This is a genomic window from Paenibacillus sp. 32O-W (assembly GCF_007679495.1).
Classification (GTDB): Bacteria; Bacillota; Bacilli; order Paenibacillales; family NBRC-103111; genus Paenibacillus_L; species Paenibacillus_L residui.
Genome location: NZ_VEGP01000046.1, coordinates 12822 through 27319, shown reverse-complemented (window position 1 = coordinate 27319; position 14498 = coordinate 12822). Strand labels below are relative to the sequence as shown.

11 protein-coding genes and 2 riboswitches are annotated in these 14498 nt (G+C 46.0%); all 11 genes read left to right on the top strand.

Translation table 11 applies throughout. From position 1 onward, the window contains the following. The first annotated feature begins 159 nt into the window (after nucleotides 1-159). The 11 genes from FS806_RS17280 (at nucleotide 160) to FS806_RS17230 (ending at nucleotide 14454) form a co-directional block, all read left to right on the top strand. Nucleotides 160-3609, top strand: coding sequence for a MucBP domain-containing protein (locus FS806_RS17280; RefSeq protein WP_144939125.1), 3450 nt, complete (start codon nucleotides 160-162; stop codon nucleotides 3607-3609). Between the two features lie 65 nt (nucleotides 3610-3674). Beyond that, nucleotides 3675-4355, top strand: a complete 681-nt coding sequence (locus FS806_RS17275) for a class D sortase (RefSeq protein ID WP_144939124.1) — start codon at nucleotides 3675-3677, stop codon at nucleotides 4353-4355. A gap of 67 nt (nucleotides 4356-4422) precedes the next feature. Beyond that, a riboswitch (cyclic di-GMP riboswitch) is annotated at nucleotides 4423-4503 on the top strand. Nucleotides 4504-4560: 57 nt separating this feature from the next. Further along, nucleotides 4561-4641, top strand: a riboswitch (cyclic di-GMP riboswitch). Nucleotides 4642-4654: 13 nt separating this feature from the next. Next, nucleotides 4655-5458: a transglutaminase-like domain-containing protein gene (locus FS806_RS17270; RefSeq protein ID WP_144939122.1), complete on the top strand. Its 804-nt coding sequence runs from the start codon at nucleotides 4655-4657 to the stop codon at nucleotides 5456-5458. Between the two features lie 253 nt (nucleotides 5459-5711). Continuing rightward, on the top strand, nucleotides 5712-6413 hold the full coding sequence (locus FS806_RS17265) for a response regulator transcription factor (RefSeq protein ID WP_144939120.1): 702 nt from the start codon (nucleotides 5712-5714) through the stop codon (nucleotides 6411-6413). 1 nt (nucleotide 6414) lies between these two features. Further along, a complete protein-coding gene (locus FS806_RS17260) occupies nucleotides 6415-7350 on the top strand; it encodes a sensor histidine kinase (protein WP_144939118.1) in 936 nt (311 codons plus the stop codon). A 285-nt stretch (nucleotides 7351-7635) separates the two neighbouring features. Then, a complete protein-coding gene (locus FS806_RS17255) occupies nucleotides 7636-8559 on the top strand; it encodes an ABC transporter ATP-binding protein (protein ID WP_144939116.1) in 924 nt (307 codons plus the stop codon). Beyond that, complete coding sequence (locus FS806_RS17250) at nucleotides 8552-9247, top strand: ABC transporter permease (RefSeq protein WP_260982139.1); 696 nt, start codon at nucleotides 8552-8554, stop codon at nucleotides 9245-9247. Before FS806_RS17255 ends, FS806_RS17250 begins: the two co-directional genes overlap by 8 nt. Nucleotides 9248-9451: 204 nt before the next feature. After that, nucleotides 9452-10807, top strand: coding sequence for an Nramp family divalent metal transporter (locus FS806_RS17245; RefSeq protein WP_144939114.1), 1356 nt, complete (start codon nucleotides 9452-9454; stop codon nucleotides 10805-10807). Between the two features lie 197 nt (nucleotides 10808-11004). Further along, nucleotides 11005-11292 carry a hypothetical protein gene (locus FS806_RS17240; RefSeq protein WP_144939112.1) on the top strand — a complete coding sequence of 96 codons (288 nt, stop codon included), beginning with the start codon at nucleotides 11005-11007 and terminating at the stop codon, nucleotides 11290-11292. A 422-nt stretch (nucleotides 11293-11714) separates the two neighbouring features. Next, nucleotides 11715-13262 (top strand): extracellular solute-binding protein, encoded by a 1548-nt coding sequence (locus tag FS806_RS17235; RefSeq protein ID WP_144939110.1) that lies wholly within the window; start codon nucleotides 11715-11717, stop codon nucleotides 13260-13262. Nucleotides 13263-13497: 235 nt separating this feature from the next. Beyond that, entirely contained in the window at nucleotides 13498-14454 is a 957-nt protein-coding gene (locus FS806_RS17230) for an ABC transporter permease (RefSeq protein WP_397347713.1), read from the top strand. Nucleotides 14455-14498: the final 44 nt, after the last annotated feature.

Here is a 14498-nt window from a genome sequence, read left to right as displayed (position 1 = left end):
TGTAGAAAGGAACTTCAAAGATTCGGCACGCTGGCCTCTGGAGGCAGGCGTTCCCGGATAAGTAAATTTGCCGGGAGGTGAAACTGCATAATCATTAAAGTAAAATAATGTATTTTAATCTAAAAATAGGAACAATTGAGAGGTGAGCAAGTAAACAAAATGAAAAAAAGATTCAAAATGATCTTGTCCTGGATCGCGATTTTATCCGTTTTGTTCGGACTTCTACCCGTTTCGGCGTTTGCAAGCACCAATGATTGGCCCGGATGGTCTGATGAACCGGGGGCCATCAACTTGAAAAAGGAAGCAAAGCCGACCGACACGCCCGGTGAATGGGAAATTACCTTGTCGGTTGCGGGGATCAACCTGGAGACGACTTCCGATGTCGTGCTTGTTATCGATAAATCGGGGAGTATGAACGATAACAAGAGGCTTGCAAATGCTAAGTCTGCCGCCAAGCAGTTTATCAACGCACTGCTTACTTCCGATTCCAGGACGAGAATAGCCCTTGTCACGTTTAGTACAGATTCTCAGGTCGTTTCTAATTTTGTCGGTCCGGACAAAAAGGACGATTTAATTAAAAGTATCGATCGTATCTCGGCCAACGGCGGCACGAATATTCAGTCGGGCTTGCATTCCGCCCAGCAGCTATTCGACAACAGTATGGCCGATACGAAAGCGATCATTTTATTAAGCGACGGGGAGCCGACGTACAGCTACAAAGCGAGAAAAGCCCAAAGTTATACATGGCCGAATAATAAGTACAATTTCATCCTGTCCGACTTCAATTACAATAACCGTATTGGACCAGGTAATTCATACAATTTGGGCTTGTTTGAACGTTATCAGGTAGGCGGGTATACGGTCAGAACGAACGGCATTGCTACGATCTCAGAGGCGAAGTCCGTGATGGATGCGGGACTGACGATTTACTCGATCGGCCTTGATGTAAAAAATAATGCCGATGCGACTTATGTGCTGCAAAACAGCCAGAACGGCGGGTACTACTCTGCCACGAGCGATGAGTTAAGCAAAGTGTTTGATGAACTGACGGGCAAAGTGATGTATGCAGCTAAAGAATCCGTCGTTGTCGATCCGATGGGCGAGATGTTCGATCTTAAGATGAAGGGAGCTACCTTCAGTCCGGACGATTATAAAGCTTCTCAAGGGACGGCAACCTGGGATCCGGAGACAGAAACTTTCTTGTGGGATATCGGTACGATCAGAGAAGGCGCTCCGGTAACATTTACGTATACGGTCAAAATTGATTTGTCCAAAAACCCGAAACCGGGGGAATCGTATCCGACCAATAAAACGACAACGATCAAATACAAAGATAATGACGATAAGGATAAAGACAAAGATTTTGTCGTTCCTGAAGTTGAATTCGGTAAGGGTTGGATCGTGGTGAACGGATATCGGGTCAACGGCGCAGGCCTCCCGGTGGACGAATCCGGCAATGTGGTGGAGTCTCCGGATGCCGCACAACATTTATACAGCCATTATTATCAAAATAATAACGGACATACGGTGTTGGACCTGAACGAAACTTATTCCGTACCCGCACAGGATGTCGAAGAATTTCTTCTGAAACTGGGCGACAATCCTACCGCAGTAAGCCTTACTGTAGACAACTATACTCAAACCGTATGGTTTGGATATATTCACAATACGGATAGCGGTCCTGTTATTGTGAAGTACGTGGATGAAGATGGCAAAGAAATTGCTGATCCGGTAACAATGAAAGGCAAAATTGGCGAATCCTACACAACGGAAGCAAAAACTATTGCCAACTATGAGTTGATAAAAACCCCGGCCAATGCCAAAGGAACGTTCACGTACGAAGAGCAAACGGTCACCTATGTGTATGAGAAGAAGCAAGGCGCTTCGATTACAGTGAAGTACGTGGATGAAGATGGCAAAGAAATTGCTGATCCGGTAACAATGAACGGTAAAATCGGCGAATCCTACACAACGGAAGCGAAAACTATTGCCGACTATGAGTTGATAAAAACCCCGGCCAATGCGGAAGGGGAGTTCACGTACGAAGAGCAGACAGTCACCTATGTATATACTAAGAAGCAAGGCGCTTCGGTCATTGTAAAGTACGTGGATGAAGAAGGCAAAGAAATAGCTGATTCAGACATCAAGAACGGTAAGATCGGCGAACCGTACACGACAACACCGAAAAACATCGACGGCTACACGTTGAAGAAAAAGCCGGACAATGCCACAGGCATTTTCACCAAAGAAGAGCAGACGGTTGTTTACGTGTACGCGAAAACGGTAGTACCCGGCGAGCCGGTGAAGGTAATCTACGTCGATGAAGAAGGCAACGAGATTGCTCCTTCGGAAACGTTGAACGGCAATATTGGCGAGCGCTACACGACGGAAGCAAAAGACATCGACGGCTATACGTTGAAGGAAGTGCCGTCCAATGCCGAAGGCACCTTCACCAATGAAAAGCAAACCGTCACCTATGTGTACAAGAAAAATCCGGAGCCCGGTGATCCGGTTGTCGTTAAAGAAGTCGATAGACCGGTCATATCTTCGTTAGATGAACAATTTACGTTTATTACAACGTATACTTTCGGAGATCAGGTGGGCGATTGGTCTCAAGTAACTTTGCGGGATCAATTGGAGCCCGTTTTGCAGGTGAAAAAAGCTGAAGTAAGCGTCAGCGGAAGCGTCTATAGACCTGTAGACAGCGTTACCGATAATGTATACGGATCTGTAACCAGTGTAACAGAGAGCGTATATGGCGGTGGCGGCGGTACTGTGACAGATTATGTGTACGGCAAGTTGACCATCAATGGACACGTAGTGACAGTAGAGCTTCCAAAGGTTGATGGCTCTTATCAATATCTGTCCGGTACAACATACCAGTTAATCATTACAGCTCAGATTTCCCAGGATGCCGATCTCAAAGGCTACATCAAGGACGGTAAAATTGTTGTTCCTAACATTTCCGAACTGCTGTTGGATGATAAGATCATCAAATCTAACAGAGTAACAGTTACAAAGCATGAGCCCGGAGGTCCCGGCCCCGTTGATCCGGTAGACCCGGTAGATCCAGTAGATCCAGTAGATCCGGTAGATCCAGTAGATCCGGTAGATCCAGTAGATCCGGTAGATCCAGTAGATCCAGTGGATCCGGTTGACCCCGTAGATCCTGGCCCTGGTCCCGGTCCAGTTAATCCAGTGGACCCGGGCAATTCCGACTCTGATGATTCAGACGATTCGGATAACCCGACCGATCCGAAAGATCCGGTAGATTCGGAAGATGATGAGGTCGTAGTTATAGAAGATGAACCTACTCCTAAAGGATCACCGAAAGATGAAGATGTAGCCGTCGAAGATTCTTCTGACAACACTTCATCTACTGAAGATGAGTCCGCAGAAGAAATTATCGAAGAGGAAGCTACCTCTGAGGAAGAAACGATACTCGAGGACGAGCAAGTTCCTTTAGCAACTACTCCTGAAGAAACGGTTCCTGTGAAGTCCCTTCCTCAAACCGGTGAAGAGAGCCCACTTCCGTTCTATATGGCAGGCTTTGGATTGGTTGGTCTCGGGTTGCTGCTTCTAGTCAGAAATAGGAGAAAAACGGTTTAAACGATAAGAAGTAAAGAGGCTTGTGTCTCTTTACTTCTTTCTCAATTCAGAAAAGAGTGGTGATTATGCGCAAACTTCCATTTGTTCTTATTCTTATCGGCATTGCCGTAATAGCCTGTCCCAAAGCAAGCGAATGGTACTATGAGGCAAAACAAGAACGGCTATTGGAGACTTGGGAAAGTGATTTTAAGACAACTTACACCGCCCCCGCCGCATCGAGTGTGCAAGCCAATTATGAGCAATTGACGGACATTTTTATGCAGCCCTCTGAACTGAATGAGGAGACACCGGAGGAGACCGAATCGGGAACCTCTGTCCCGACGGCCGGTAAGGAACAGGAAGAATCGGGGCCCGCCCCCATCGCAACTTTAGTCATCGATAAAATTGATTTAAAGCTGCCGATCCTTGAAGGAGCCAGCGAAGAAAATATGAAATATGCAGCCGCTCACATGGAAGAGACATCTCCGTTCGGGGAAATAGGGAATGCGGCGGTTGCAGCGCATAGGGTGCGTAAGAAAGGTCGTTTATTCAACCGGCTGGATGAGCTGTCTGTTGGCGATGAAATCATTGTCAATCAGCAGGGAGAGCAATATCTGTACACGGTATTTAAAATATCGAGGGTCGAACCAACCGATGTATCCGTTCTGAATCGGAACGATAAGGATAAAATTCTGACTCTGATTACTTGCGATCCTATAGTAAATCCGACACATCGACTTATCGTCCATGCCAAGATGGAAGATTAACATCTATTTCTAGTTACTATTGTAAATATGTTTAATATTTGATAGTATTAAATAAACAAGAAGCCTTATACGATAATGGCAAACCTATCGAAAGGTAGGGACGCAAAGCTACAGGGCCTTCCATTATGGGTGGCAGCCAGTTACCGAATGCAGGGGCTTTTTTCTTTTATCCAAATTTTCAAGTCCCCTTATTTTGATAAAACTAAAACGATAATGGCAAACCTATCGAAAGGTAGGGACGCAAAGCTATAGGGCCTTCCAGCAAGGATGGCAGCCAGTTACCGAAAGGAGTTTTATCCATGCGTAGACTATTGTATGTCATGCTAGCGGTACTTGTTTACATGGTATCGATTCCCCTCTCAGCATCTGCCCAAGGAAGCGCTAACATTAACTGGCTGGATACTTCCAAAATCGATCAAGGAGTCATTGGAATCTATTATAGTGTTCCGGCAAATACTCGTATTAAATTGATGGTGACCAAGGAAGGCCAAACCTATACGTATAATTTAATCAATTCCCAAGAAACAGAGTGGTTCCCACTGCAATTAGGCAACGGCACCTATAACATTTCGATGTTGGAGAATATATCCGGCAATAAATATAAGACGATTCAATCGGCTGCCGTTCAGTTAGAAGTGGAAGATTCGAAGATCATCTACCTGAATTCCATCCAAAATGTTGTTTGGAAGGAAGCGGAGCTTGCAGTTAAGAAGGCAGAAGAATTAACGCGGAATCTTAAGACCGATGAAGAGAAAGTAATAGCAATCTATGACTATATAATTAATAATATTAGCTATGATCACGAATTGGCTGACCAGATTACGGCCGGTTACATCCCGGACATTGATGATACTCTTACTTCGGGCAAAGCTATTTGTTATGGCTACTCTTCTTTATTTGCGGCTATGCTGCGAAGTGTGGGGATCCCTGCGAAATTGGTTATGGGCCATTCGCAGTACGTCACAGAATACCATTCATGGAATGAAGTTTTTATAAATGATGAATGGGTAACTATCGACACCACAGTAGATGCGGGCAAGAGCAGTAGAGACGCTGTTTACTACAAAGATTCGAATAAGTATGAAGCCGCAAGGGTGTACTAGAAGATTACGCTGCTTTCTACTATCTTTTTATAATCATTAGACTCATAACCAGTTGAACATTCAACTGGTTTTTTTTCGGATAAGTCCGCCGAATTTCAGCCGATCGATGGGCCTTAATAACATTTATGCCTTACGTACAGGACAGCCGGTTCTGTTGAATACACTGGAAGAGCCTTAACATTTCATTGGCTGCCGATTTCCCTTATATTAATAAGAGTAAGGTTTGTTAGAGAGAGCGGAAAGGTTGAGGCATGTGCATAATAAAATTTTGCTGGTGGAAGACGACCGGGATATCGTGGACATGGTACGGAAATATTTGGCGAAAGAAGGCTTTATCATCACGGCGGCATACGACGGAGAAGAAGGAATCGAAGCGTTCCACAAGGAGACCTTCGATTTGCTGCTGGTCGATCTAATGATGCCCAAGCTGGATGGGATGGAACTCATCAAGATGGTCCGGGAGAAGAGCTCGGTACCGATACTGATCATGTCGGCGAAGGACAGTGATATCGATAAAGCACTCGGCCTGGGCTTCGGAGCTGACGATTATATCGCCAAGCCTTTTTCCATGATTGAAATTACCGCGAGAGTCAAGGCGGCTATACGGCGTGCAACCCGGTATTCGCCGGGCGCCGAGCCGCCCAAATCGAACCGGATAGTGACCGCCGGCGACTTGACGATTGATTTGGATAACTTCTCAGTGGTCAAAAATAAGGAGGAGCTCAAGCTAACTTCGAAGGAATTCGATATTCTGAGGCTGTTCGTCACTAACCCGAACCGGGTCTTCACCAAAGCGCAAATCTACCATTTGGTATGGAATGACGAATATTATGGCGACGAGAATGTCATTAATGTGCATATGAGCAGGCTGCGGGACAAAATCGAAGATCAGCCGTCCAGCCCGAAATATATTAAGACGCTATGGGGCATCGGTTATAAGTGGGAAGGCGGATAAGATGATCCTATTTTTATCGGTTGTAACGGTAGTTTTGCTGTGTGTCGTCATCGTGCAGTATCGCGCGAGCCGTAACCGAAGCTCAACCTTGCGCCGTATTCATGCCAAGCTCAATCGGATTATAGCCGACCATTCGAGCGAGAAGGTTCTTGCCGTTACCAGTGACAAGGAACTGATCCCGTTATTGACGGCCATCAATGATTTGCTTGAAAAGAATCGGGCCCATGCAGCGGGTCACATGAGAACGGAAATGTCAATGAAACGGATGATTTCCAACATTTCGCATGATCTCAAGACGCCGCTCACCGTCATCCAGGGGTACCTGGAAACGTTAAAGCTTGACCAAACTTTGAATGCGGCGGAAAGAGACGAGCTCATTTCCAAGGTACATCAAAAAACAATCGAAGTATTAAATCTGATTCATAAATTTTTCGATTTGGCCAGGCTGGAATCGGGGGACAAGGATTTGCCGCTCAGCAGAATCGACCTCGGCGAGGCGTGCCGTAAAAATATTTTGCAATTCTACGATATTTTATCGGGGAAGGGCATGGATGTGCAAATTCGGCTGCCTGACGAGCCAATTTATATATTAGGCAATGAAGAGGCATTGGACCGTATATTGGACAATTTGATCTCCAACGCGATCAAGTACGGTGCAGACGGCAATGTGCTCGGATTAACTCTGCGGTATGACGATGAGTACGCCGAGGTTGATGTTTGGGACAAGGGCAAAGGCATCGGCGAGATGCATAAGGACCGGGTGTTCGAGCGTATGTACACGCTTGAGGACTCGAGAAGCCGTTCTAACGAGAGCAGCGGGCTCGGCCTGACGATTACGAAACGGTTGGTAGAGAAGCTGGGAGGAACGATTCATGTCAGCAGCAAGCCCGGCGTGGAAACGGTTTTCTCCATTCGTTTCCGCAAGTTAACCTATTAATGCCGTTACAATGCCCGGGTAATTGCCAGAGTTCATCTGCCAGCTTCTTGATTGCGAAACTGAACGGGGTTTTCAGCGATTGAACCTTGCCTTATATTTAATAATGAGCCTGCGGAGCTGTTATTGAAAAAGCTTATGGAGGGAATACCGGCCAGTCAGGACGGGTACTTGGATCTATAAGCTTTTTGCCGTTGACGGATTAAGAAATTCGTAAGAATCGGGTAAGGAAAATGATAATTTCACCCTTTAACATAGGAAGCAACGAAGAGAGAGGGGATAAGTAAGATGTCCTATATATTGCGGACCCACCATGTTACGAAAACATTTCAAGGCAGGGAAGTTGTTTCCGATGTCAGCATGAATATAAGAAAAGGGGAGATTTACGGATTCCTGGGGCCGAACGGTGCGGGCAAAACGACGATAATGCGCATGATGACCAATTTAGTAAAGCCGACAAGCGGCGAAATCGAAGCTTTCGGCGAAAAACTGACCAATAATTCATACGATTTGTTGGGAAGAATGGGTACAATTATCGAGTATCCGGTTTTCTATGATAAATTGACGGCTTATGAAAATTTAGACCTCCATTGCGAGTATATGGGCTATCATAACAAGAAGGCGATCGGCGAAGCGCTGGAGCTGGTCAATTTGCACGGAATCGAAGGCAAATCGGTCAAGGACTTTTCTCTGGGCATGAAACAAAGATTGGGGATCGCGAGAGCCGTTGTGACGAAACCGGAATTGCTGCTTCTGGACGAGCCGATTAACGGCCTTGATCCGCTAGGCATTAAGGAGCTGCGCGAATTATTCAAAATCTTGTCGCGTGAATACGGGATTACGCTGCTGATCTCCAGCCATATTCTGGGGGAAATTGAACTGGTGGCCGATACGGTCGGTGTCATCAACCACGGAAAATTGATTCGGGAAGTGTCTATGGAACAAATCAGAGAGCAAAACACGGACTATATTGAATTGGTAACGGATAATTGTGCCAAAGCGGCGTTTGTTCTGGAAAATCATCTGAACATCTCCAACCTGCGCGTGATCGACAACCGGTTTATCCGAATTTACGACGGAGGACTGAACCAGAGCGAACTGACGAAATCGCTTGTTATGCACGATATCGCCATAGAATCGATCCGCAAACAAAACGGCACGTTGGAAGACTACTTTCTACAGTTGTTGAACGGGGGAAGATCAGATGCTTAAGCTTATTAAACTGGAAATGCGCAAATATAAGCTTGGCGGTTATATTCGTGTGGCACTCATAGCCAACCTCATCATATTCGGTTTGTTATGCCTTATTTCTTATGTGGAGAAATTCGAGAACGAAATGATATTTGCGGATTACACAATGTTGCTCCCGATCATCGATACTTTCGCCCGAGCGACGTTTATCATTTTTGCAGCGGTTCTTATATCCCGGATGGTGATCGGGGAATTTAAGAACAAATCGATAACGGTATTGTTCATGTACCCGATTAACCGGGGCAAAATCATCCTTGCCAAACTAATAATTATTGTGATCTTTACTTTTACCTGGATGATAGTAACCAATGTTATTCAGATCGCCGCGTTTTACGTCTTCGATTCCTTCGTCCACATCGTTCCGGGGAAGCTTACGACGGAGCTTATGGCTCAGCACGCGGTATCGATGGTGGTCAACGCCGTAATGGCCAGCTTGTTGGCATTGATCCCATTATATTTCGGCATGAGAAAGCACTCGGCAACGACGACCATCGTCTCTTCTATTTTGATTACGATCCTTGTATGCCAGAACATAAACGGCATATCCGTCTTTACTGCTTTTGTCGCGGTACCGATTGTGTTGTCGGTGATCAGCGTACTGTTGACTTACCTTTCGATCCGAAATATTGAGAAAATTGATGTGCTATAGATACAACCAAGGGCAGGCGCTTGTACAGGTGCCTGCTTCTTAATGCGTTTTATTAAATTTTAAAGGGGTATTTAATTTGTTTTACCAGCAAAAAATAATTGAAATTCACTGTGAGAAGGAATAAAATTTTGTTATTAACAAAAAATGTTGAGTTCGGGCAATAAAACCCGTTGGAATTTTTATTATAAGAAAGAAGGGAGAATTATGAATGGTCGAGAGCAAGGAGGGGAGCCTAATGGTTGGCTACGGCAGAGCTCCAATGTAAGCCTGGAAGAGGTCAATAATTCCGTCAAGGTTCCGGAGAAATCCGGATTCTGGAGAAAATTTATCGCGTTTGCGGGACCGGGCTCATTGGTAGCGGTTGGATATGTAGATCCCGGAAACTGGGCGACATCGATTGCCGGAGGAGCGCGTTTTGGCTACACTCTTCTAACCGTCATCCTTATTTCCAATCTGATTGCTATGCTGTTTCAGTCGTTATCCGCCAAGCTGGGAGTAGTGACCGGGCGGGATTTGGCCCAAGCGACCCGAGACGCGGTAGGCAAAAAGACGGCGGTTGTTCTTTGGGTGTTGACAGAGCTCGCCATTATTGCAACGGATTTGGCTGAAGTGATCGGCTCTGCTATCGCTTTAAATTTATTATTTGGAATTCCGCTATTGTTGGGTATATTAATTACAGCATTGGACGTATTATTACTTCTGTTGTTACAGAAGAAAGGCTTCCGAATTATTGAATCCATCGTCATTGTATTGATGGCGACCATATTTTTAGTATTTGCCTTTGAATTGGTTGTTTCGAAGCCGCAAATATCGGCTGTCTTGAGCGGTTATATCCCCCGTGTGGAAATAGTAACGAATCCGGAGATGCTGTTTATTTCGTTGGGGATTATAGGAGCGACGATCATGCCCCATAACCTGTACCTGCATTCGTCCATCGTCCAGACAAGGCAATACAAACGAACCAAGGAAGGGCGAAGAGAGGCTATCCGGTTTTCTGTCATCGATTCGAACCTGTCTTTATTTTTTGCCTTTCTGATTAATTCCGCCATCTTAATTCTGGGCGCGGCGGCCTTCTATGGAAGCGGATTGGATGTGTCCGAAATTGAAGCGGCCTACGAGCTGCTGAGCCCGACAGTGGGAGTCGGCATAGCAAGTACGTTGTTTGCGGTAGCGCTGCTCGCCTCCGGGCAAAATTCCACAATTACCGGAACCTTGACGGGGCAGATCGTTATGGAAGGATTTATCCGGTTAAGGATATCGCCTTGGCTCCGCCGGTTGATTACCCGATTGATTGCCGTCATCCCGGCATTTATAGTTACCTGGATCGCCGGCTCCAAAGGAACAGGGGAGCTGCTGCTATGGAGTCAAGTGATACTCAGCTTGCAGCTGCCTTTTGCCGTGATCCCGCTTGTATGGTTCACCAGTGACAAGAGAAAGATGGGGGAGTTCGCCAATCGGCCATGGATTAAAGGCTTGGCCTGGCTGTCCACCGCTATCATTCTGCTATTAAATATTTTTCTGGTCGCTTATATTTTCGTAACCGGCCACGAATTAGCCTAAGTATAATTCTTATTTGAACAGGACGGTTACTCTTTTGACGGGTGCCGTCCGTTGCTGTTTAATCAAGCTTATTGCCTCCTTTCCAATTGGCTTCAATTTTGAAAATTTTACTCTAATCTTGCTTACATCTCTTCTTTCATAGGATGATATTGGTTATAATGGCCTAGAACTGTTATATTTGGACTGGGGGCATAAGATTGAAGAAGAAGTATATATTTGCCGGGTTAATAGTTATTCTGGTTCTGCTGGCCGCCGTTACCGCTCCGAAGAAGGAAGAGTACATGGACTGGGTCAAGACGCAGGTTAAGAAAGAGGCGGATAACGCAGTAGTCTCATTTGGAATAGACCTTCTGGGAGACAGTCTTCTGAAGAGCTCTACCACCTGCTCGAATTACGTCGTCTTCACGGTCTGCGAAACGAAGCTTGCCGGCAATAACAAAATTAAAGCGTTGGGACTATTTAATAACTTCATATCTTTGTATTGATAGCGCCGGAGCATCGGCGCTTTTTTTCTTTTCGCATACAGACAGCTTACAGAGAGCGATTCAAGAGGGGCATAGTCCGGTTTTCAGATCGTTGACTTTTTTTCAGCCTTCGGGTTTTCAGCTTATGTTCGCATGAATTGTCAGTAGTTTTTGTTAAAAGAAGAAGGTAAGATCAATACTGTCGCTGGAGTTGGCCGCATCTGTAATCACCGGTATTCCCTATCGGGGTTAAGGCCGTCTCTATGGCGGTGTTGAATCCGGCAGAGTAGAATCTCATCCGGTTCCCAATGTTCAGCTTGGCTGAATCTGTTCACTAGCTACTCTTGTCTGTGCAAGCGGTTAAACGAACAGCCACTATCATCAGGAAGAAGAAAGCCAGAATGGTGAAAATGATTTCATTAAGCGAAGGGGAGAAGAAGTAGATGAGAAAGCAAGCATGGGAGAAAGCAACTAAAACGGCCGCCGCAGCAGCTCTGTTGGGCACTGTATTGGCAGGATGCGGCGGTGGCAGTGCTAACCCGGGGACCGAAAAGCCGCCGGAATCGTCAGGGCCGACCAGCCATCCTCCGGTCAAGCTGAATATGATGGTCGATTCCCATCCGAACTGGCCGTACAAAGAAGATTGGCCGATATACAAGTACATTAAGGAAGCGACGAACATTGAATTCAATGTGCAGGCGCCGCCTAACGATTACGGGACGGCCATTAACCTGGCAGTGTCTTCGGGCGATATGCCTGATCTCATGACGATCACGAACCTGGCTACGGCAAATAAACACGGGAATAGCGGGGCATTCCTTAATATCTTCGACCATTTGGACGAGATGCCGAACTACAAGAAGTTTCTTGAGGATCATCCGGAAGTGAAGCAGAGGGTCATGTCCGCCGACGGTAAAAGCTATTACCTTCCGCTCTATGGACTTGAGAAGGAGTCCAGGCGTTCATGGCTGTATCGATCTGACGTATTTGAGAAGCATGGTCTGGAGCTTCCGAAAACCTACGATGAATTGTACGAGGTAGCCAAAAAATTAAAGGAACTGTATCCCGACAGCTATCCGCTTGCGATCTTTGGCGGCATGAGTCCGCTCGGCAACATGGCGACAAACTTCAATACTTTTAACTGGCAGTATTACGACTATGACAAGGATGAGTGGAGATACGGCCCGGTTGAAGAAAATTACAAGCTCATGCTGACCTATTTGAACAAGTTTTATAAGGAAGGGCTTATTCCGCCCGATTTCATGTCCATCCAGCGGAAGCAGTTCCAGGACCTGTTTGCCCAGGAGAAAGCTTTCATGGCCGTGGATTACATTGGGTCCATCGACCAGTTGATGTCTCTTCTCAAGGATCAAATTCCGGGCTTTAAAGTCGAGTTTATGCCGCCGCCGGCCGGCGGACCTGAAGGAAAACCGCTGAATGAATATTCCGGTTTTATGCCTAAGGGTTGGTCAGTAGCGAGCAATACCAAGAACAGGGAAGCCGTTCTGCGCTATCTGGATTTTCTGTATTCCCCGGAAGGCATTGAACTGGTGAGCTGGGGCAAGGAAGGCGAAACTTACATTGTGGAGAACGGGGAGAAAAAAATTAACCCGGAATATACCAGCTTCGCCGACTTAAGAACAAGAACAGGGATTGCCACCTACGGATCATTTACGGTTCATGACATGGAAGGCTTCTTCAAAATGTTCTCTCCTGAAATGCAGGAGGGGTTGAAAGTGATCGACCAATACTCCTTAAACCCTCAGCAGCCGGTTTTTGCCTTTACCGATCAGGAGAACGAAGAGCTGGGCATTACAGGTGAGAGCATCAAGAAATACATGGAGGAGAGCGTCGGGAAGTTTATTCTTGGTCAGAAATCATTCGATGAATGGGATGCCTATGTCGCTGAAATGGAAAGATTAGGCGTTCAGAAATATGTCGACATCTACAAAAAGGCACATGACCGGGCGAAGAGCCTCATGGACAAATAATTATACCTGCCGCCTATAAGCATGCATGCTTATAGGCGGCGGGAATACTGCAATCCGTTGCTCCGGCTTGTTGGAAGATGCTGAAGTTCCCGTCCGGCTTATCGAAGGATCCAGGGATAAGGTTATAAATCTGATTCAGCTCTCGTGCTTATAGGAGGCTGAAAGGGATCTCTTATTCGGCATAAGACGGGGCCGGAAAGAGAAATACGCGCAACAAGGAGATTGTAAAAAAACTATGTCAACCTCACGTCCTGCTATAACTGATGTTCAATCGAAGCCTCTGTCCAATACATCATTGGGATATAAAATTAAGCGCGACCGATATCTCCTGCTCATGGTTTTGCCCTGTGTGCTTTATTACATCATTTTCAAGTATGTGCCGATCTTTGGGATAGCGATTGCGTTCAAGGACTATAACATGTATAAAGGGGTATTCGCCAGCAATTGGGTGGGCTTTAAATACTTCCGTATGTTTTTTGACAGCCCGGATTTCTTTCCCATTATCCGCAACACCTTCTTACTGGGCTTCTATAAGCTGCTGTTCGGGTTTCCGGCTCCGATTATTTTAGCCCTGCTGATTAACGAAGTAAGAAACTCCTTCTATAAAAGGTTTGTGCAAACGGTCAGTTATTTGCCGCATTTTATTTCCAATGTTGTAGTGGCCGGGATCGTCGTTATGTTTCTGTCCCCGTCCAGCGGAATGGTCAATCGCCTTCTGGAAATGTTCGGTATGGACAAAATCAATTTTATGGTTGAAGCCTCCTGGTTTCGGACGATCTATGTAACCAGCGATATATGGCAGCATGTCGGGTGGGGAACCATTATTTATTTAGCCGCATTAACGGCGATCGATCCTCAATTGTACGAGGCGTCGAGGATAGATGGGGCCAATCGCTGGCAGCAGACCCTGCATATTACTTTGCCGGGAATAGCTCCGGCCATCGTTATTCTATTAATTCTCGATATCGGAAAGATTATTGAAATCGGCTTCGAGAAGGTATATTTGTTATCCAGTCCGGTCACCTATGAAACGGCGGATATTCTCAGCACATATGTATATCGTACGGGTCTGGCCAACGGAAATTACAGCTACGCGACCGCCATTGACCTGTTTACCGGAATTATCAGCTTTATCTTTATTATCGGCGCGAATCAAATCAGCAAGAAGGTAAGTGAACACAGCATCTGGTAAACGGTGCGCTCAAGGCTTCCGCCAAATCCGGGCTAAACGTGCGA